The organism is Nannocystis sp. (assembly GCF_016714285.1).
Classification (GTDB): domain Bacteria; phylum Myxococcota_A; class Polyangia; order Nannocystales; family Nannocystaceae; genus Nannocystis.
This window is the reverse complement of sequence record NZ_JADJNN010000003.1, coordinates 709,991-730,652: the sequence shown is the minus strand read 5'-3', so window position 1 is coordinate 730,652 and position 20,662 is coordinate 709,991. Positions and strand designations below refer to the sequence as shown.

The following is a 20,662-nucleotide window of genomic DNA, read 5'->3' as shown; positions in this document are numbered from 1 at the left end:
TGCCCTCATTCCGCGTGGTACTGGAGCTGTGCGAACACCTCGGCGGGATCCTCGTACTTCACCTCGACCTGCTTGCCATCCTGGACCTTGCGCAGCCCCTCCAGGAGGATGCGGTCGGTGTCCGCGAGGCCGCCGTCGACGATGAAGGCGTGCGGGAGCTCGGCGGCGACCGAGATCGGCCGCGCGTGCACGACGCCGTCGTCGTCGACCACGAAGACGTAGCGACGATCGAGGATCTCGAAGGTCGCCTTCTGCGGGATCATCTGGGCATTGGGGTACTTCGTCGCCACGACGATATTTCCGGTCTCGCCGTGCCTCAGCAGCCCGGTGGGGTTGGGGAAGGTCGCGCGGAAGGCGATGTTACCGGTCGTGTTGTCGAAGTCGGCCTCGATGGTCTCGACCGTACCCTCCTGGTCGTACATCCGCTGATTCGCCATCCTGAACCTGACGTTCATCTTGTGGTCGGGGTCCGACTTGTAGTCGAGGTACGCGGCCTCGGGCACGTTGAAGTAGATCCACAGGGTCCGGTTGTCGGACAGCGTCGTCAGCAGGTCGCCCTCGTCCACGAGGCTGCCCAGCCGCACCGCGAACCGATCCATCAGCCCGGTGAATGGGGCGCGGATCTCCGTGAGGCGCATGTGGGTCTGGGCGAGCGACAGCTCGGCCTTGGCGCGATTGAGCTTGGCCCCGGCCAGCGCGAGCTCGGCCGGCGACACGATGTCCTTGTCGGCGAGCAGCTTGGTGTTCTTGTATTCGATCGAGGCCATATCAGCCTCCGCCTCGGCGCGGCGGAGGTCCGCTCGGTAGATGAGCGGCATGATCTGGAACATCTTCGTGCCCGCTTCGATCAGCTGCCCCTCGTCGACGAAGATCTCCGTCAGATAGCCGCGCTCCTGCGCACGCACCTCAATGTGCTGGATCGCCTGGACCTGGGCGACGTATTCGTGGGTGAGCTCCACGTCCTGCCGTCGCGGGGTCGTGACGGCGAAGACTCCCGCCTCCTCGTGCTCCTCGGGCAGCGGCTGGCATGCCCACATAAACAGGGCCACAAGCCCGCTCGCTAGCGATATGATTCGAGGCATGGATTTCTTCTCGTCAGGTTGGCCTGAATGGAGTGGGATTCGGCGTCGACGGCGTCCCGGCGGGACCGCGCTCCTCCCGCGAGGGACCGCGGATTCGGGCTTGGTTCACGCTGTTACATTTGTGGTGCCGAGCGCGCATCTATTTGAGATAGATGATGAAATTTCCAGCGCACGCGCCGTGATGGGAGATATTCCCATCGCACGCTGGGAGCCGCTCCCATCGTCGTCTCCGCGTGTGCCCGGGGCGCTGGCCTTGCAAGGCTCTCCCGGACCACAAGGGGCGTGCTCCGACGTGGCGCGTAGTTTGCAACCACCAGAATAAACTGCGCTACATTCCCCCGAGGAAGCCTCCGCGTGACCCGACAACCCTTCGCCCCCGCCGAGCGTAGCCGTGTACGGATCAGCGGCCTCGTGCTGCTCCTCGGCGCCATTATCAGCGTCTTGGCGGTCGCGCTGGTCGGGATCCGGTTCGAGGACGCGGAGTCCGAGCTGGCGATGCAGCGCGAGCAACGGCGCCTGGGGAACCTCGCGTCGCTGCTGTCCGTCGAGCTCGCGGCGGAGCTGGCGAACCTCGCGCGCGATCCCCCGCCCGCAGACCCACGGGCGGCAGAGTCCGGGGCCTGGACCATTCGGATTGCCGCCGACGATGGCCGCGAGATCGCCGTGCCGGTGCGGATCAGGGAGCTGTTCCACGCGGCCGATCACCTCGACCTGGCGGATGAGCGGATCTTCGTGCAACCGCCTGGCGCCGCGGGGTTCTTCGACCTGCACGGCCTGTCTGCGGGGCCAGGCGTACTCGCGGAGCTGGTCGCGCGCGACGAGGACGCGGGCATGCTGTCCGCCGCCCAGGCGCGGCAGCTCGGGTTGCCGGCCTACCCGGTGTTCGTCAGCGTCGCCGCGGCGGACGGCGGCGCCCTCGGGATCTGGCGCGTCGCCGTCGTCGGGAGCACCCGCGAGGAGGTCGAGCGCGACCGCCGGGGCATGCTGCGCGTGATCATCAAGGTCCTGCTGACCGGGATCACGACGGCCGCGTTCGGCTACTTCGCGTTCCGGGAGTTCCGCGCGCAGGTGATGGCCCGCCACCAGCTCGAGCTCGCCGAGCAGCGGCGGGCCAGTGAAGAGGTGCTCGCTCGCGAGAGCCGCACGGCGACGATGCTGACGCTCGCGTCCGGGGTCGCCCACGAGGTCGGCACACCGCTCGGGCTGATCCGCGTCAAGGCGGAGGCGCTGTGCGAGGCCCTGCAGGACTCACCCGAGGAGCAGGACGCCCGAACGATCGTCGGGCAGGTCGACCGCCTCCGCGACGTGGTCCAGGGATTCCTCAGCGCCGCCCGCGGCAGCATGCCAGAGCAGACGCGAGTGGCCCCCGCGACGCTGGCGCTGGCGGTGCGCGACTTGATCGCCCACCGCTTCCAGGCCGCCGAGGTCGAGCTGCAGGTGGAGATCACACCCGAGACGCCGGACGTGCGGGTCAACGCGTTGCTCGTCGAGCAGGCGCTGGTCAACCTGCTCGTCAACGCCTGCGACGCGTCCCCGAAAGGCAGCCGCGTCACGGTGCGTGTGCGCCCGGAGGGGAAAGACGTGATGTTCGAGGTGCTCGACGAGGGCGAGGGCCTCCGCGAGGAGGACCGCGAGCGGCTGCTCGAGCCGTTCTTCTCGCGCAAGGCGCAAGGCACCGGCCTCGGACTCGCGCTCACCAACGAGATCGCCCGCATGAGCCGTGGGTCGGTCACCCTCACGGCGCGGTCGCCTCGCGGCGCGGTCGCCACGCTGCGCCTGCCCCGGGAGGTCCCATGACGAGCGAACACAAGGTCCTGCGCCCGCGAGTGCTGCTGGTCGACGACGAGCCCGAGTGGGGCGATGCGCTCGGCCAGCAACTCCTCCGCCGCGGCTTCGAGCCGCACGTGGTGCGCGACGCCGACGCCGCGCTCGCGCTGCTCGAGTCGCGGGAGTTCGACGCGCTGGTCACCGACCTCCGGCTCGAGCGCGGCGACGGTGTGTCCCTGATGGTGCAGGCGCAGGAGCTCGTCCCGCAGCTCCCGACGATCGTCATGACCGCCTACGGGGCGATCGACACCGCGGTCGAGGCGATCCGACGCGGCGCGTTCCACTACTTGACCAAGCCGTTCGGGGTCGACGAGCTCGTGCTGTTCTTGCGCCGCGCGCTCGACGACCGCCGGCTCCGCCGGGAGACCGGAGAGCTACGCCGACGCCTGCACGACGCGGCGCCCGAGGGCCTCGTCGGACGCAGTACGGCGATGCGCGCGGTGTTCGAGGTGGTCGCCCGGATCGCCGACGCCGACGTGCCAGTCCTCCTCACCGGCGAGACCGGCACCGGCAAGACCAGGATCGCCGCGGCGCTCCACGCCCGCAGCCAGCGCGCGTCGGCGCCGTTCGTCGCGGTCAACTGCGCCGCGATCCCCGAGCAATTACTCGAGAGCGAGCTGTTCGGCCATACCCGCGGCGCCTTCACCGGCGCGACGCAGGCGAGTCCCGGGCTGTTCGCGGAGGCCGACCAGGGCACCTTGTTCCTCGACGAGATCGGCGAGCTACAGCCCGCGCTGCAGGCCAAGCTGCTGCACGTGCTCGAGCGCGGCGTGATCCGACCGGTCGGCGGCACCCGCGAGCGCCGCGTCAACACGCGGATCCTCGCGGCGACCAACCTCGACCTCGACGCCGCCGTGCGCGCCGGCGACTTCCGCGAGGACCTGTACTATCGCCTCGCCCTCGTCGTGCTCGAGATCCCGCCGCTCCGCGACCGTTGCGAGGACATCCCGCTGCTCGTCGAGCAGTGCCTCGAGTCCGCGCGCCGGCGCCATCCGACCGCGGCGCCGCGCCGGATCGGCGACGAGGTCATGGCGGCGTTCCTCGCCTACCGCTGGCCGGGGAATGTTCGCGAGCTGGGCCACCTGATCGAGCGCCTCGTGCTCCTGTCGCGCAACGAGGTGATCGTGCCGGCGGACCTCCCCCGTGGCTTCGCCAGCGAAGGTCCAGATGCCGCAGCGGGCGGGCCCGGGCCGTTCGGCGGCGCCGTGCTGCCGCTACGCGAGCTCCAACGGCGGTACGCGCGTTGGGCGGTCGCGCAGAACGGCGGCGTCAAGGCCCACGCCGCCCGCGCGCTCGGGGTCGACATCAAGACGCTGATGAAGCTCCTCAGCGAGTAATCGAGACATCAGCAAACCCGACAGTGCCCGCGCTCTCCGCCCGCGCACCCCTCAGAACCGAACAACCCCGCCGACGATCGCCCCCCCGCTGCGCAGCGGCATCGCCCCGAGCGTCAGCCCGTGCTTCTGCAGCTTCGCAACCCCCGGCTTGTCCTTGTGCACAAACAGCAGCGTCGTGAACACCAGCGTCGACGCAGCAAAGATACCGGTGGCGATGAAGCCCGCCGTCGCCGCGCTGGCCAGCCCGTCCGCCTTGTTGCAGATCTTCGTCATCTCCCCGTTCTTGACCCCGCCCGAGACCTGCTCACGCGCCAGGTCGCACAGGTCCTTGTCGGTGTACGGGCTGATGTCGTTGCTCCCGCTGGAATCGGTCTCGCTGTCCTTCGCCGCCTGCACGAGATCTTTCTTCAGCTTGCCGCCCGGGCGGATCGCCATGTACGTCCCGATCGCCACGCCGAGCGACACCACCGTCAGCGCCGCCGAGGCCGCGAGCCCCGCCTTCTTCCACTTCGGCGCGTCGTACTTGCCCCATACCAGCTTGCTCTCCGCCGGCTTCGGCTGCTCCTCCACCTTGGGCGGCGGCGCCACCACGGGCTCGGCCTTCTTCTCCGGCCCGATCATCTGCGTGACCAGGTCCTTCGCCGTCGCCTGCACCGCGGCGTCGCTCAGCGCGTCGGCGCCGAGCTCCGTGTTCACCGTCTTCTGCACCGACGAGGTGCCGACGTCCATCTGGCTCAAGATCAGCGCGTAGCCGCCGGACTTGGTCTTCGTCAGCGACCCGTAGAGCATCTGGTCGACGCCCAGCGTCTTGCCGCCGCTGGCGAGGCACGCCGCCGAGGGCGGCTCATCGCAGCCCATCGTCAGCTTCAGCTCCGCGAGCGACATGTCCCGTCCGCCGCCCACGCCGCGCGCCGCGAACTCCGACTGCAACGCCTTGCTCAGCGCCTGCACCTTGGCCGGGTCGTCGCCCTCGAGCGTGAGCACCGACGCCTTGCCAGGTGCGGCGACGACCGGGTTCACCCAGCCGATCGTCAGGGACAGCGCGGTCGCGGCGGCGACAAGGGACGAGGAGAGACGGCGTGCCGGCTTCGACATGGTCGAGCCAACGTTCGCACGCCTCCCGGCCCCGAGGAAAGGGGCGCGGCAAAACGCGGCGCCCCCTGGGCCAGCTCCCTCTGCCCGGCGATCGCCGGCGCCAGCCCCCGGGGCTGCGCTCACCTGCGCGCCCCTGTACCATCGCGGCTCGTGGACGCCGTCCCCCTCGCCGGGCCACCGCAGGGCCCAACCTCAGCCAGCGGCGGCGATCGGCCCGGGCCCGCGTCTGCACCCACCTCGGGGCCCGGCTCGGGGCCCGGCTCGGGGCCCACCTCGAGGCCCGGCGCCGTCCCCCTCGCGCCGCTGCGCCTGCGTCACAGCATCGCCGCCCGCATCACCGCCCTCGTCGTCCTGGTCCTGCTCGCAACCACCGCCGCCTCGCTGCTGATCGTCGCCCAGCTGCGCTCCCTGCAGGCGAGCTTCGACCTGCTCACCGCGGTCTACGTCGAGTTCAACAAAGATCTCACCGTCGCCTACCGCCAGTCGACCCGGATCGCGACCTACATGTCGCTCACGAACGAGCGCCGCGGCGAGGCCCAGCGCCCGCTCAGCCCCGCCGAGGAGGCCAACTTCGCCGAGGCCCTCGAGGCCCGCCACGTCCAGATCCAGCAGGCCCGCGCCGTCCTCGACAGCGCCTTCGCCAACCCCGGACGGATCGGCGGCGACGCGGCGATCACCCCGCTGCGCGCCCTCCAGGCCACCGTCGCCCGGCTCGAGGAGCTCGTCGCCCAGACCACCACCCAGCCGCCCGCCGAGGTCATCGTCGACGTGCGCACCCAATACGCGATCAACGAGAGCCTGCGCAAGCTCGACGAGCAGGTCAGCCGCGGCGTCGTCGAGCTCGGCAACCAGGTGCGCGTCAACGAGCGCGACACCGAGCGGATGATCATCCTCCTCACCGCGGCGATCGCCCTCCTCGGCCTGGTCGCCGTGCTCGGCGTGATCTGGACCGTGCGACCGCTGCGGCGCCTCGCCCTCGGCGTGCGAGAGCTCGCCCGCGGCGACTGGGCCCAGCGCGTCGCCGTCGCCAGCGAGACCCGCGGCGACGAGGTCAGCCAGCTCGCCCACGAGTTCAACCAGATGGCCGCCGCCCTGCAAGAGCGCGAGCGCCGGCTGATCCGCGGCGAACGCCTCGCCGCGGTCGGCCAGCTCGCCGCCCAGGTCACCCACGAGATCCGCAACCCCCTCTCGAGCGTCGCCCTCAACGTCGAGCTGCTCGCCGACGAGATCGCCGCCACCAGCCCCGAGGCCCAGCAGCTCCTCGCCAAGATCACCTCGGAGATCGACCGCCTCACCTCCGTCACCGAGGACTACCTCGGCTTCGTCCGCCGCAAGAACCCCGAGCGCGTCCCCCTCGACCTCGCCGCCGAGCTCCACGCCCTCCTCGACTTCATGGCCGGCGAGCTCGCGGCCGCCGGCATCCACGTCGTCCCCGAGCTGCGCCCCGCGTGGGTCCAGGGCGACGCCGGCCAGCTGCGCCAGGCCTTCATGAACCTGCTGCGCAACGCTCGCGAGGCCCTGGTCGACGCCTCGGCCCCGCCGAGCCCGCTCGGAGACCTCCTCGACGAGCTCCCCGCCAGCGATCTCCCCTCCGACCGCGCTCAGCCCGCAGGCCCCACCACCGCCACGGGCCCCCGCATCACCGTCCGCGTCGAGCAGCTCGGCGACCGCGTGCGCGCCCTCGTGGCCGACAACGGCCCCGGCCTCGCCGTCGCCGCCGACGAGGCCGAACACATCTTCGAGGCCTTCTTCACCCGCAAGCCGCAAGGCACCGGCCTCGGCCTCTCGATCGTCCAGCAGATCGTCCAGGACCACGAGGGCAGCGTCCGCGTCGCCTCCACCGGCCCCGCCGGCACGGTGTTCGAGATCGTCCTTCCAGCTTGCGATCCCCCGGCCGCCTCCGTATCCTCGCCCTGATCGCCATGACTTCGCTCCGCGCCCGCATCCTCGCCGCCTCGCTGCCCGCCCTGCTCTCCGCGGGCGGCTGCAACTTCATCTTCAACCCGGCGAACTCGGACGACGTCATCCGCTGCAAGAACACCACCGAGTGCGAGAAGGAGGACGTGTTCTTCGACAAGCTCAACACCGAGCGACTCGACGCCACCTGTGCCGCCCCCGGCGGCAGCGCCACCTTCGGCACCTCGAAGACGAACCAGGTCTGCTCCCTCGTCGATAAGGCCTCCGTCTCCTGCGCCACCGAGATGCTCCCCGCCGGCGACTTCGCCGACGCCGTCGCGGCCGCCGACACCAACAAGGCCGTCTACACCTCCTGCCCCGCCGACCAGCGCGGCAAACTCGGCTGCGAACCCACCAACTCCGGCACCTGCGACGCCAACCTCGAGAAGTCCGAGTTCGGCATCTGCGACGACGGCAAGGGCTTCCCCCTCTACGCCGCCAGCGCCGAGCTGCTGTACCAGGACATCAAGGATCAGCACTGCCGCTCGTACTTCTGCGACGACAGCTTCGTCTGCAACAGCAAGACCAGCAAGTGCGTCCGCTGCGACCCCGACGCCGACGCCAGCCAGGGCGGCTGCGGCGAGCTGGCCCTCGCCGGCGGCCCCTCCACGGTCTACCAGTCGCAGGACGCCCTGACCAAGGCATGCCCGGACGTCTCGACCTTCGAGGGCACCAAGTTCGGCCCCGTTGTCGTCGACCCCAATCTCTGACCGGGGCATGCTCCGCCTCGTCCGCAACGCCGAGGTCTTCGCCCCCGAGCCGCTCGGCAAGCGCGACCTCCTCATCGCCGATCGTCGCATCGCCGCGATCGCCGAGCAGCTCCCGCGGCTCCCGCAGGCCATCCCCCACGAGGAGATCGACCTCGCCGGCCTGTGCCTCTGCCCCGGCCTCGTCGACGCCCACGTCCACCTCATCGGCGGCGGCGGTGAGGCCGGTCCCAGCACCCGCGTCCCGCCCGTCTCCCTGACCCAGCTCTCGACCGCCGGCATCACCACCGTCGTCGGCGTCCTCGGCACCGACGGCACCACCCGCAGCGTCGCGGACCTCGTCGCCCGCACCCTCGGCCTGCGCGACGAGGGCCTCTCCGCCTACTGCTACACCGGCAGCTACCAGCTCCCAGTGCCCACGCTCACCGGCTCGGTCCGCGGCGACATCGTCTTCGTCGACCCGGTCATCGGCGTCGGCGAGCTCGCCCTCTCCGACCACCGATCCTCGCAGCCCACCCTCGACGAGCTCCTCCGCGTCGCCGCCGACGCCCACGTCGCCGGCATGATCTCCGGCAAGGCCGGCATCGTGCACCTGCACATGGGCGACGGCCCCCGCGGCCTCGACCTCGTCCGCCGCGCCCTCGAGCACAGCGAGATCCCCCCGCGCGTGTTCCACCCCACACACATCAATCGCAACCGCCGCCTGTTCGCCGAGTCCGGCGAGCTCGTGGCCCGCGGCGGCTACCTCGACATCACCGCGTTCCCCCCCGAAGAAGACCCCGGCGACAGCCTCTCCGCCGCCGAGGCGATCGCCCGCTGGCTACACGCCGGACTGCCCCCCGATCGCCTCACCTGCTCGTCCGACGGCGCCGGCTGCATGCCCGTCTTCGACGCCCACGGCCACATCTGCGCGATGGACATCGGCCGCCCCGCCACCCTCATCGCCACCATCGCCACCCTGCTCGCCGAGGGCCTCCCGCTGGCCCGCTTCCTCCCGATCTTCACCCGCAACATCGCCGACCTGCTGCGCCTCTCGCACAAGGGTCGCGTCGCCGTCGGAGCCGACGCCGACCTCGCGATCCTCACACCCGACGGCCAGGTGTCCGCCGTGATGGCCCGCGGCTCGTGGCTGGTGAGGGACGGCCGACCAGTGGTATTCGGCCCCTTCGAGAGGTCAAGCGCGTGAGCCCTGCGAAAGTCGAAGACACCCACACCCGCGGCTGGATCGTCCCCGTCGGCGGCGCCGAGGAGAAGGAGCAGGACGCCGTCATCCTCCGCCGCTTCGTCGAGGTCAGCGGCGGCTCCGAGGCCCGCATCGTGATCATCCCGACCGCCTCGCGCCTGCCCGAGACCGGCCCGCGCTACGAGCGGATCTTCACCGCCCTCGGCGCGCGCAAGGCCACCAGCATCCCCTTCGAGACCCGCGCCGACGCCGAGCGCGATGACCTCCTCGACACCCTGGAGCAGGCCACCGGCGTGTTCCTCACCGGCGGCAACCAGCTCCAGCTGTCCACGATCTTGGGCGGCACCCAGGTCGCCCGCGCGATCCGCCGGCTCAACGCCCGCGGCGTCACCGTCGGCGGCACCTCGGCCGGCGCCGCGATCCTCTCCGAGCACATGATCGCCTTCGGCCAGGGCGGCGCCACGCCGATCGCCGGCCTCGCCTCCCTCGCCCCCGGCTTCGGCCTCACCAACCGCATCGTCATCGACCAGCACTTCCGCCAACGCGACCGCCTCGGCCGACTCCTCTCCGTCCTCGCCTTCAACCCCTTCGCCGTCGGCATCGGCCTCGACGAGGACACCGCCGCCTTCATTGACCCCAGCGACGTCCTCCACGTCGAGGGCGCCGGCGCGATCACCATCGTCGACGTGTCCCGCCTCGAGCACTCCTCGATGGGCCACAACAAGCCCGGTCAAGCCATCTGCCTCACCGGCATCCAGCTCCACATCCTCACCCGCAACGGCAACTACAACCTCCACACCCGCGTCGCCACGCCCCCGCCTCCGCCCGAGGACGACTTCGACTGACGCCTCCCGATCGCCTGTCCCAAGAGCCAGGTGATCCTCAAGTGTCCCAAGGGCCAGGTGATCCTCAGGTCGGCGGCGGATAGCGCGGCTCGGGCTCCGGTCGCGGACGCGGCCGCGGCTTCGGCTCGGGCTCCGGATCGACCCCCGGGAACGGCTCAGGCCGCGGCTGCGGCTGCACCCGCGGCTGCGGCTGCGGCTGCGTCCCGGGCCACGGCTCAGGCTGCACCTGCGGCTGCGGCTGCGGCCGCGAGTTCACGCCCGGGAACGGCTCAGGCTCGGGCTCCGGTCGCGGTTCGGGCCGCGACCTCGCGCCCGGGAACGGCTCCGCCTGGAACTCCGTCTGCGGCTGCGCCGTGTCCTCGGGGCTGCGCGGGTCCTGCCCCTGCGCGCAGCTCTGCACCGCCAACAGCCCCGCCGCCCCGACCAGCACCACCAGCGCGAGCGCCCCGACCCCGCCCTGCGCCGCCGACATCGACCGCCTCGCGTCACCCATCTCGCCACCGTATCACGCCGCGTTCGCCGACGATCGGCCGCGATCGAGCGCGATCTCCCGCGCGAAAACCCGAACGACGGCCCTCGCGCCGGCCGTGTTACCACAGGGCAGGAGAGGCGCGATGCCCATCTATTCGCTGCTCGGAGCCCTGCTGGTGCTGCTGCTGATCGCCGTCGCCGACCGGCTCCAGCGCGCCCACACGATCAAGCGCAACTTCCCGATCGTCGGCCGCTTCCGCTACTGGTTCGAGGCGCTCGGCGGCCCGATGCGCCAGTACATCGTCACCGGCAACGACGAGGAGCGGCCCTTCTCACGCGACCAGCGGCGCTGGGTCTACGCCTCCGCCAAGCGGGAGAACAACTACTTCGGCTTCGGCACCGACAACGACCTCGAGCAGAGCCACGGCTACGTCATCATCCGCCACGCTGCCTTCCCGCGACTCGCCCCGGTCAGCGGCCAGCCCGGCTACGACCCGACCTACGCGCTGCCCTGCGCCAAGGTGCTCGGCGGCTACCGCCAGCGCGCGCGCGCCTTCCGGCCGACCTCGATCGTCAACACCTCGGCGATGAGCTACGGCTCCCTCTCGAGCGCCGCCGTCGAGGCGATCAATCGCGGCGTCAAGATCGCCGGCGCCATGCAGAACACCGGCGAGGGCGGCATCTCCGATCATCACCGCAAGGGCGGCGACATCGTCTGGCAGATCGGCACCGGCTACTTCGGCTGTCGCGACGAGCACGGCAACTTCTCGATCGACCGCTTCCTCGAGAGCGTCGCCTCGGCCCCGGTGCGAGCCATCGAGATCAAGCTCAGCCAGGGCGCCAAGCCCGGGCTCGGCGGCGTGCTCCCGGCCGCCAAGGTCACCCCGGAGATCGCCCGCATCCGACTGATCCCCCTCGGCCGCGACTGCATCAGCCCCGCCGCCCACACGGCCTTCAGCGACGTCTCCTCCATGCTCGACTTCATCGAGCGCCTCGCCGACGCCACCGGCCTGCCCGTCGGCATCAAGTCCGCCGTCGGTGAGCTCGAGTTCTGGGCCGAGCTCGCCCGCCAGATCGACACCACCGGCCGCGCCCCCGACTTCATCACCATCGACGGCGGCGAGGGCGGCACCGGGGCCGCACCCCTCGTCTTCAGCGACCACGTCGCCCTCCCCTTCAAGCTCGGCTTCTCGAGCATCTACCGCAGCTTCGCCGAGCGCGGCGTGCACGAGCGCGTCGTCTTCATCGGCTCCGGCAAGCTCGGCTTCCCCGCCCAGTCGCTGCTCGCCCTCGGCCTCGGCTGCGACCTCATCAACGTCGCCCGCGAGGCGATGCTGGCGATCGGCTGCATTCAGGCCCAGCAGTGCCACACCGGCCACTGCCCCACCGGCGTCGCCACCCAGAGCGCCTGGCTCGTCGGCGGCCTCGACCCCACCGACAAGGCCGCCCGCCTCGCCAACTACCTCATCACCCTCCGCAAGGACCTCATCGCCCTCGCCCACGCCTGCGGCGAGCTCCACCCCGCCCTCGTCAGCCTCGGCCGCGTCGACATCCTCGACGGCCTCGCCCGCCGCCCCGCCCGCGAGGTCTTCGCCTACGAGCCCGGCTGGGGCCTCCCCAGCGCCGCCGACCAGGCCGCGATCCACACCGCCCTCGCCGACGCCCTCGCCGCCCGCGTCGCCACCCACAACCCCGCCGTCCGCCACTGAAGCCGCCTCGTGGGTATACTGCCGCGCTTGCTCGGCCTCCTCGCTGCCCTCTCCCTCGCGCCGACGCCCGACCTCGACGCGGCCCGCCTCTCGTTCCACACCGGCGGCCTCGTCACCCTGAACCTCGTGCTCGCGCTGGTGATGTTTGGCATCGCCCTCGACCTGCGCGTCGCCGACTTTCGCAAGCTCCTGCTCGCCCCGCGCCCCGCGATCGTCGGCGTGGTCGCCCAGGTCGTGCTGCTCCCGGCCGTCACCTTCGCCCTCGCCCTCGCCCTGCGCCCGCCGCCCTCGGTCGCGCTCGGCATGCTCCTGGTCGCCGCCTGCCCGGGCGGCCCGATGAGCAACTTCATGACCCACCTCGCCCGCGGCAACACCGAGCTCTCGGTCGCCCTGACCACCGCCACCACCGGCGCCGCGGTCCTCACCACCCCGCTGAACCTGGCCTTTTGGGCAGGTCTGCACCCCGACGCCGCCCCGCTCCTGCGCAGCGTCGCCCTCGACCCCGCCGACATGCTGAAGACGATCGGCGTCGTCATCATCATCCCGCTCACCCTCGGCATGCTGATCGCCGGCTACCTCCCGCGCCTCGCCGCCCCGCTGCGCAAGCCGCTGCGGATCCTCTCGATCGTGGTCTTCGCCGTGATGCTGGTGGTCGCCCTGCGCAGCAACTTCTCCGCCGCCGACGGCCACCTCCTGCTCATCCTCGGCATCGTCGTCGTCCACAACGCCCTCGCCTTCGCCACCGGCTACCTCGCCGCCACGCTCGCCCGCCTCAGCCCGCGCGACCGCCGGGCCATCACCATCGAGGTCGGCATCCAGAACGCCGGCCTCGCCCTCCTCATCACCGTCGACTTCTTCTCCGGCCTCGGCGGCATGGCCCTCATCGCCGCTTGCTGGGGCGTGTGGCACCTCGTCGTAGGCTTCGCCCTCGTCGGCTCCTGGCGCCTGCGCGACCGCGTGGCCGCCCGCGCCTGACCTGTCCCTTCGGACATCAGCGCTTGCCAGCCACGCAGCTGCGGGTTACCACCCCGGCCATGCGATCCCCCCGCGCCCTCCTGCCCCTCCTGCTCGCCGCCTGCCCGGGCGACAGCGGCACCACCGACGCCACCGCCAGCAGCTCCGGGCAGTCCACCACCGCCAGCAGCGACAGCAGCCCGACCAGCAGCCCGACAACCACGGACGCCACCACCGTCCCGACCACCAGCCCGACCACCGACGCCTCCACCAGCGCCACCAGCGACGCCACCACCGCCCCGATCACCAGCGGCGACACCACCACCGACGCCTCCACCAGCGGCTCCACCGGCCCCGGCACCACCAGCGACTCGACCACCGACACCGCCAGCACCGGCGCCCCGCTGTGCGACCCCGGCGACACCCAGCCCTGCTACTCCGGCCCGCCCGACACGCTCGGCATGGGCCTCTGCGTCGCCGGCGAGCAGACCTGCGACCAGGGCGTGTTCGGCCCCTGCGTCGGCGAGGTCCTGCCCGCCGCCGAGACCTGCGACAACCCCGGCGACGAGGACTGCGACGGCTTCGATCCGTGCACCGGCAACGGCGGCTTCCAGTGGCACCGCAGCTTCGGCGCCGCCGGTGAGGAGGCCGGCCTGCGCCTCGCCTTCGACGCCGCCGGCAACCTCGTGGTCGCCGCCCGCGGCACCAGCACGATCGACTTCGGCGGCGGCCCGCTCCAGAGCGCCGGCGGCACCGACCTCTTCCTCGCCCGCTTCGCCCCCGACGGCGAGCACCTGTGGAGCAAGCGCTTCGGCGACGCCGCCAACCAGTTCGATGACGGCTACGCCCTCGCCGTCGCCGCCGACGGACAGATCGCCGTGGCCGGCGACTTCGAGGGCACGATCGACTTCGGCGGCGGCCCGCTCGTCGCCAAGAACATCGGCGACCCCTTCCTCGCCCGCTTCGACCCGGACGGCAAGCACGTGTGGAGCAAGGCCTTCAAGACCGGCAGCTACGCCTACCCCCAGGGCCTCACCTTCGACCCGGACGGCAACCTCCTGCTCGCCGGCTACTTCTTCGTCTCGCTCGACCTCGGCGGCGGCGTCATGAACTCCGCCGGCATGGTCGACGCCTTCGTCGCCAAGCTCGACAAGAACGGCGCCCACGTGTGGAGCCAGCGCTTCGGCGACGCCGCCGGCCAGTACATCCTCGGCCTCGTCAGCGACGCCGCCGGCAACGTCCACGTCGGCGGCGGCTTCTCCGGCGCGATCGACCTCGGCAAGGGCGCCATGCTCAGCGCCGGCGACAACGACGTCTTCCTCGGCAAGTTCACCCCGCAGGGCAACGCCGTGTGGAGCAAGCGCTTCGGCGACGCCAAGCTGCAGGTCCTGCGCGACCTGGCGATCGACAGCCAGGGCCGCCTCGCCCTCGGCGGCGACACCCAGGGCGTCATCGACTTCGGCGGCGGCCCGATCGGCGACGCCAGCTCGCACGCCTTCGTCGCCCAGTTCGACGGCGCCGGCAAGCACCTGTGGAGCCACCTCGTCAGCACCGGCAAGGCTAACCTCCGCGGCATCGCCGTCGACGGCCCCGGCGCCATCCTGCTCACCGGCGACTTCTCCGGCGCCGGCGACTTCGGCGGCGGCCAGCTGGTCTCCGCCGGCAGCAGCGACATCTTCGTCCTCAAGCTCGGCCCCACCGGCCAGCACGTGTGGAGCCAGCGCTTCGGCGACTTCCAGGGCCAGATCGGCTACGACATCGCCGGCTCGCTCGCGGCCTCCGTCGCCGTCACCGGCAGCTTCACCGGCGGCGTCAACTTCGGCGGCGGCCCGGTCAACAGCAAGGGCGGCAACGACGGCTTCATCGCCGTCTTCGGCCCGTGAACGCGCCCGCTCGCGCCCCGCTCGAACCACGGTTTGACAGGCCCCGCAGCCTGCGCTCTCCTGGCCGCATGCGCTCGCCACTGCTGGTCCTCGTCCTCGCCATCGCCTGCACCCCGAGCGACGACGACACCAGCAGCGGCGCCAGCCATACCAGCACCCCCGCGACCACCGACGACCCGACCACCGACCCGGACCCCACCACCTCACCCACCAGCGCCGACCCGACTGGCGACCCGACTGGCAGCCCGACTGGCAGCCCGACTGGCAGCCCGACTGGCGACCCCAGCACCACCAACGATCCGGGCACCACGAGCACGGCCACCGCCAGCGATACCAGCGACACCAGCGATACCACCAGCGACACCGCCGGCGCGGCCTGCGACCCGGAGGTGCACATGGGCAAGGCCACCTATTACGCCGCCGACGGCAGCGGCAATTGCAGCTTCGACGCCAACCCGAACGACCCCCTGGTCGCCGCGATGAACACCACCGATTATGCCGCATCGGCCGTGTGCGGCGCCTGCGTGGCGATCGACGGCCCCGACGGCAGCATCACCGTGCGCATCGTCGACCGCTGCCCCGAATGTCCGCAGGGCAACATCGACCTCGCCGAGGGCGCCTTCCCGATGATCGCCGACAAGCAGCTCGGCATCGTCCCGATCTCCTGGCAATACGTCTCCTGCCCGGTCGCCGGCAACCTCGTCTATCACTTCAAAGAGGGCAGCAATCAATGGTGGACGGCCGTCCAGGTCCGCAACCACCGCAACGCGATCGCCAAGCTCGAATACCGCGCCATGGACAACACCTGGAAGGACGTCGCCCGCGTCGACTACAACTTCTTCATCGACGAATCCGGCATGGGCCCCGGCCCCTACGACTTCCGCGTCACCGACGTCGCCGGCAACACCCTCGAGGACCACGCCGTCCCCTTCATCGAGGCCGGCGACAGCCCCGGCGCCGGCCAATTCCCGGCCTGCACGCCCTGAGCCGCCGCCGCTCCTCCGTCCTGGACGGTAACTCTGAGCCGCCGCGCTCGGCTCACCCCACCTTGAGCCCCCACGCCTTCGTGATCTTCGCTTGAACGCTCGTCGCGATGCTCAACACCTGCGCCGAGGGCTGCGGCTTGATGCCGATCTGAAACGCGTAGTTCTCGGGCGACTGGACCTCCGTGGAAGCATCGTCGGCCACCGACAGGTTCAGGTCATCCCCGCGCTTCTCGAGCAGCCCCTTCATGTCCGTCAGGTTGCTGTGGAACGCCAGGAAGTACTTCTTGGCCACCGGATCGTAGTCGAACACCGAGTACTGAAACACCACATCGATGTTCGTCAGGTTATTGATGACGAGCATGGCGACGCTCTGGCGGTTCACCACCGAGATCTGCCCTGACAGGTACACCGCGTCCGTGACCCCGGTCCCCCACTGCACACCACTCAACACGGCGACCACCGCGAGGTCAGAGCTTGGGTCGGTGGGGTCCTTGCAGCGCTGGTCGGCCTTCAATCCCTCACCAGCGATCTGCAGCCCGGTGATGAACCCGACCGGTGTATGCTTGTCCTTCTTGAAATTGTAACCCTGGTAGATATCCAGGCTCCGGTGATATTCTGGCATGATGGTCTCCGTTCTTGCGCGACAAATCAAAAATCACCCGCGATACGGATGCCGCCCCACCGGCCCCGTCGCCGCCACCACGAACGGCGGCGCCCCCTCCGGCGCCAATGGCCATAGCACCTCACAATACGCGTCCGGCGCCACGATCGCCTCGTACAGGTCAAAGCTCCCGTCCGCGAGGAACAGCCCCCGCTCGCGCAGAAACCTGCGCTTCTGGTCCTCGTTCATCACCGGCCGCTCCACCGCCTCGACCGCCGCCCCGAGCGTCGCCCGGTCCGCCCCCACCTCGCGCCCGTCCACCTCGAACGCGCACGACCGCATCTCGCGGAGCACCCAGGTCGGTGGCCACGCGTCGCTCGGATGGTCGAACAGCACCGCGACCTCGTAGGCGACACAGGCCCGCCCGGTGAACGGCGCCTGCAGCAGCGGCCCGCTCGCCAGCGCCGGTCCAGCCGCCCGCCGCAGCGTGCCCGCCTTCGGGTCCGCGATCGGTAACGGCACACGCCAGCGCGACGGGTTACGCACCCCCTTCGCCATGAGCGACCACCCGAACCTCCTCCGCCCGAGCGCGTGGGTCAGCACCGTTCCAGCCCCCATCGCCCCGGCCCCGACCCCGACCAGCGAGCCGACCTCGACCGCCACCATCCCCGCCAGCGCCAGCCCCGTCACGCAGCCAAGCCCGAGCACCGCACCGACCGCCAGCGACGCCCCCCGCACCCGCCAGCGCACCTCCGGCACCGGGTTCTGCCGCGCCCCCTCCTCCACCTCGCGCAGCCGCTCCGCGTGGGCCCAGTTGTCGAGGTCGATCCACGCCGTGTGCGTACACGAGGGGCACGCCCCCTCCACGTCGCTGAGATAGCCGCAGTGATCACACAAGAACAGGCAATCGAAGGCCTCCTTCGCCGGCCCCGGCCCCCCGTTCGGCGGCTTCCGAAACCGCCGGTAGTCGAGGATCCTCCCGTTTTGTCGATCGCGCCGCATCCTTGCGAGCACGTCACTCATGGTTCCCGCTGCGCTCCAGGCCATGCCCGGCGAACATACCCCGGCACCCTCACCCCCGTCGCCGACACGTTCTCGCGCTCGCGCCGGCCCTCGTGGTAAAAGCCCGGCTCGCAATGCAGATCCTCGAGCGTCGCACCTACCGCGGTCCCAACGTCTACGCCCACTTCCCGGTGATCCGCCTGAACGTCGACCTCGGCGAGCTGGAACATCACCCGTCGGCCATGATCCCCGGCTTCGTCGACGGCCTCGTCGCCGCGATCCCGAGCCTCGCCCACCACACCTGCTCGTACGGCAGCCACGGCGGCTTCATCCGCCGCCTGCGCGAGGAGGAGGGCACCTGGCTCGGACACGTCCTCGAGCACGTCGCCATCGAGGTCCAGGTGCTCACCGGCGCCAAGGTCTCGTTCGGCAAGACCCGCGGCACCGGCACCGCCGGCCAGTACTTCGTGGTCTACGAGTACGAGGAGGAGCGCGTCGGCGAGGCCGCCGGCAACCTCGCCCTCGACCTCCTCCACTCGCTGCTCCCCGCCGTCCCCGCCTTCACCGAGGCCCGCGCCAGCGTCCCCGCCGGCTTCGACTTCAAGGAGCGCCTCGACGAGCTCATCGCCTTCGCCCAGCGCCGCCAGCTCGGCCCCTCCACCGGCTCCCTCGTGCGCGCCGCCGAGAAGCGCGACATCCCGTGGATCCGCCTCAACGATCAATCGCTCGTGCAGTTCGGCCACGGCCGCTTCCAGAAGCGAATTCGCGCCACCGTCACCTCCGAGACCCGCCACATCGCCGTCGAGATCGCCTCCGACAAAGAGGAGACCAACAAGATCCTCGGCGACCTCGGCCTCCCCGTCCCCCGCCAGCACCTGGTCCGCAACGCCGAGCGAGCCGTCGCCGCCGCCGAGCGCCTCAATTACCCCGTCGTCGTCAAACCCCTCGACGCCAACCACGGCCGCGGCGTCTCCATCAACCTGGAGACCTCCGACGCCGTCCGGGCCGCCTTCGAGAAGGCCCAGGAGCACTCCAGCTCCGTCATCGTCGAGACCTACATCCCCGGCTTCGACCACCGCATCCTCGTCATCGGCGGCAGCGTCATCGCCGTGTCCAAGCGCGTGCCCGGCCACGTCGTCGGCGACGGCGAGCGCACGATCTCCCAGTTGGTCGATGTGGTGAACAGCGACCCCCGCCGCGGCATCGGCCACGAGAAGGTCCTGACCCGCATCGAGATCGACTATCAGGCCCGCCGCCTGCTCGAGCTCATTGGCTACACCCCGGACACCGTCCCTGCCGCCGGCGAGGCCGTCTATCTCCGCAGCACCGGGAATCTCAGCACCGGCGGCACCGCCATCGACCTGACGGACGTCATCCACCCCGATAACCGCGAGATGGCCGTCCGCGCCGCCGGGGCGATCGGCCTCGACGTCGCCGGCATCGACTTCATCACCCCCGACATCGCCAGGTCCTATCGCGACATCGGCGGCGGCATCTGTGAGGTCAACGCCGCCCCCGGCTTCCGCATGCACGTCGCCCCCACCGAGGGCACCCCGCGCGACCCCGCCGGCCCGGTGATGGACATGCTGTTCCCGCCCGGCACCCCCGCCCGCATCCCCATCGCCGCCGTCACCGGCACCAACGGCAAGACCACCGTCGCCCGCATGGTCGCCCACATCCACAAGATGTCCGGCGCCACCGTCGGCCTCTGCACCACCGACGGCGTCTACATCGACGGCGAACGCACCGTCGTCGGCGACATGACCGGGCCCATGGCCGCCCAGATGGTCCTGCGTGATCCTTCCGTCGATCTGGCCGTCCTCGAGACCGCCCGCGGCGGCCTCCTGCGCGCCGGCATGGGCTACCGCGCCTGCAACGTCGGCGCCGTCCTCAACATCAGCGCCGACCACCTCGGCCTCGGCGGCATCCACGACCTCGACCAGCTCGCCGAGCTCAAGCGCATCGTCGTCGAGGTCGCCCGCGACTGCGCCGTCCTCAACGCCGACGACGAGCGCTGCCTGCGGATGGCCGACTACACCGAAGCCTCGCGCATCGGCTATGTCACGATGAGCGCCCGCCACGACCTCGTCCGCAAGCACATCCGCGCCGGCGGCCTCGCGGCCGTGCTCGAGGAGGGCATCAACGGGGATATGATCACGATCTACGATCGTGGCACCCACATCCCGCTGCTGTGGACCCACCTCATCCCCGCCACCCTCGAGGGCAAGGCGATGCACAACGTGCAAAACGCCATGTTCGCCGTGCTGATGGCCTACGCCATGGGCGTCAAGGTCGAGAACATCCGCCAGGGCCTGCGCACCTTCGATACCACCTACTTCCAGGCCCCCGGCCGCCTCAACGTCTACGACGAGCTGCCCTTCAAGGTCATCCTCGACTACGGCCATAACCCCGCCGCCGTGCGGGCGATGGCCGCCCTGGTCCAGCGCCTCGACGTCAAGGGCAAGCGCGTCTGCGTGCTCTCGGCCCCCGGCGACCGCCGCGACGAGGATATCCGCGAGATCGCCCGCGCCGCCGCCCCCGCCTTCGACCGCTTCATCCTCCGCGAGGACGACGGCCTGCGCGGCCGCTCCCCCGGCCAGATCACCGGCATCATCGCCGACGAGCTGCGCGCCCAGGGCGTCCCCGGCGATCGCATCACCACCATCCTCGACGAGCAGAAGTCCATCGACGCCGCCCTCGCCCTCTGCGTCCCCGGCGACCTCCTCCTCATCTTCGGCGACAGCATCTCCCGCTGCTGGAAGCAGATCGTCCGCTTCCGCGAACAAACCCTCCCCGGCCCCGCCCGCGGCACCATCCACTCCAAGGTCGGCAACCTCGCCCAGGGAGCTCCCCCCGCCGAAGCCGCAGCGCCCGTGACGATCGCCCCGGCCACTTCGACCGCCGCCCCGGTCCAGCACCCCACACCCGCCGTCGCCCCCCTCACGATCAGCCCCGGCTTCGTCGAGGACACCCGCGGCGTCCGCCTCGCAAAGCCGCAAGAAGCCGAGGACTAGGAACCTCCGA

16 protein-coding genes are annotated in these 20,662 nt (G+C 71.0%); 11 read left to right on the top strand and 5 right to left on the bottom strand.

The annotated features are described in order from the left end of the window. Positions 1 to 5 precede the first annotated feature (5 nt). The gene (locus IPJ59_RS10635) at positions 6 to 1,049 is read right to left on the bottom strand and encodes an efflux RND transporter periplasmic adaptor subunit (RefSeq protein WP_293271238.1); all 1,044 of its coding nucleotides are present in this window, start codon (positions 1,047 to 1,049) and stop codon (positions 6 to 8) included. Between the two features lie 387 nt (positions 1,050 to 1,436). Here IPJ59_RS10635 and IPJ59_RS10630 point away from each other — a divergent pair, with 387 nt between their 5' ends. Together IPJ59_RS10630 and IPJ59_RS10625 are read left to right on the top strand one after the other, a co-directional pair. Then, positions 1,437 to 2,879, top strand: coding sequence for a sensor histidine kinase (locus tag IPJ59_RS10630; protein ID WP_293260133.1), 1,443 nt, complete (start codon positions 1,437 to 1,439; stop codon positions 2,877 to 2,879). After that, positions 2,876 to 4,246, top strand: coding sequence for a sigma-54-dependent transcriptional regulator (locus IPJ59_RS10625; protein ID WP_293260136.1), 1,371 nt, complete (start codon positions 2,876 to 2,878; stop codon positions 4,244 to 4,246). Before IPJ59_RS10630 ends, IPJ59_RS10625 begins: the two co-directional genes overlap by 4 nt. Positions 4,247 to 4,297: 51 nt before the next feature. Here IPJ59_RS10625 and IPJ59_RS10620 read toward each other — a convergent pair whose 3' ends face one another. Beyond that, complete coding sequence (locus IPJ59_RS10620; RefSeq protein WP_293260138.1) at positions 4,298 to 5,341, bottom strand: hypothetical protein; 1,044 nt, start codon at positions 5,339 to 5,341, stop codon at positions 4,298 to 4,300. A gap of 150 nt (positions 5,342 to 5,491) precedes the next feature. Here IPJ59_RS10620 and IPJ59_RS10615 point away from each other — a divergent pair, with 150 nt between their 5' ends. From IPJ59_RS10615 to IPJ59_RS10600, 4 genes are read left to right on the top strand one after another with little or no spacing between them, the layout of a single operon-like run. Next, on the top strand, positions 5,492 to 7,258 hold the full coding sequence (locus IPJ59_RS10615; RefSeq protein ID WP_293271236.1) for a sensor histidine kinase: 1,767 nt from the start codon (positions 5,492 to 5,494) through the stop codon (positions 7,256 to 7,258). Positions 7,259 to 7,263: 5 nt separating this feature from the next. After that, positions 7,264 to 8,007 carry a hypothetical protein gene (locus IPJ59_RS10610; protein ID WP_293260142.1) on the top strand — a complete coding sequence of 248 codons (744 nt, stop codon included), beginning with the start codon at positions 7,264 to 7,266 and terminating at the stop codon, positions 8,005 to 8,007. Between the two features lie 7 nt (positions 8,008 to 8,014). Then, entirely contained in the window at positions 8,015 to 9,190 is a 1,176-nt protein-coding gene (iadA, locus tag IPJ59_RS10605) for a beta-aspartyl-peptidase (protein ID WP_293271234.1), read from the top strand. Then, complete coding sequence (locus tag IPJ59_RS10600; RefSeq protein ID WP_293260148.1) at positions 9,187 to 10,032, top strand: cyanophycinase; 846 nt, start codon at positions 9,187 to 9,189, stop codon at positions 10,030 to 10,032. The genes iadA and IPJ59_RS10600 overlap by 4 nt, the downstream gene beginning before the upstream one ends. Positions 10,033 to 10,096: 64 nt before the next feature. On the opposite strand, the gene IPJ59_RS10595 is transcribed toward IPJ59_RS10600, so the two are convergent. Then, positions 10,097 to 10,504, bottom strand: a complete 408-nt coding sequence (locus tag IPJ59_RS10595) for a hypothetical protein (RefSeq protein ID WP_293260151.1) — start codon at positions 10,502 to 10,504, stop codon at positions 10,097 to 10,099. 142 nt (positions 10,505 to 10,646) lie between these two features. Here IPJ59_RS10595 and IPJ59_RS10590 point away from each other — a divergent pair, with 142 nt between their 5' ends. From IPJ59_RS10590 to IPJ59_RS10575, 4 genes are all read left to right on the top strand, one after another. Next, on the top strand, positions 10,647 to 12,212 hold the full coding sequence (locus tag IPJ59_RS10590) for an FMN-binding glutamate synthase family protein (protein WP_293271232.1): 1,566 nt from the start codon (positions 10,647 to 10,649) through the stop codon (positions 12,210 to 12,212). 27 nt (positions 12,213 to 12,239) lie between these two features. Continuing rightward, positions 12,240 to 13,187, top strand: coding sequence for a bile acid:sodium symporter family protein (locus tag IPJ59_RS10585; RefSeq protein ID WP_293271230.1), 948 nt, complete (start codon positions 12,240 to 12,242; stop codon positions 13,185 to 13,187). Between the two features lie 59 nt (positions 13,188 to 13,246). Then, positions 13,247 to 15,049 (top strand): NHL repeat-containing protein, encoded by a 1,803-nt coding sequence (locus IPJ59_RS10580; protein WP_293271228.1) that lies wholly within the window; start codon positions 13,247 to 13,249, stop codon positions 15,047 to 15,049. Positions 15,050 to 15,117: 68 nt separating this feature from the next. Continuing rightward, the gene (locus IPJ59_RS10575) at positions 15,118 to 16,035 is read left to right on the top strand and encodes an expansin EXLX1 family cellulose-binding protein (protein WP_293271226.1); all 918 of its coding nucleotides are present in this window, start codon (positions 15,118 to 15,120) and stop codon (positions 16,033 to 16,035) included. Positions 16,036 to 16,087: 52 nt separating this feature from the next. On the opposite strand, the gene IPJ59_RS10570 is transcribed toward IPJ59_RS10575, so the two are convergent. Continuing rightward, positions 16,088 to 16,657 (bottom strand): hypothetical protein, encoded by a 570-nt coding sequence (locus IPJ59_RS10570; protein ID WP_293271224.1) that lies wholly within the window; start codon positions 16,655 to 16,657, stop codon positions 16,088 to 16,090. A gap of 33 nt (positions 16,658 to 16,690) precedes the next feature. Beyond that, entirely contained in the window at positions 16,691 to 17,638 is a 948-nt protein-coding gene (locus tag IPJ59_RS10565) for a hypothetical protein (protein WP_293271222.1), read from the bottom strand. Between the two features lie 134 nt (positions 17,639 to 17,772). Here IPJ59_RS10565 and cphA point away from each other — a divergent pair, with 134 nt between their 5' ends. Next, the gene (gene cphA, locus IPJ59_RS10560; protein WP_293271220.1) at positions 17,773 to 20,652 is read left to right on the top strand and encodes a cyanophycin synthetase; all 2,880 of its coding nucleotides are present in this window, start codon (positions 17,773 to 17,775) and stop codon (positions 20,650 to 20,652) included. The last annotated feature ends 10 nt before the right edge of the window (positions 20,653 to 20,662 follow it).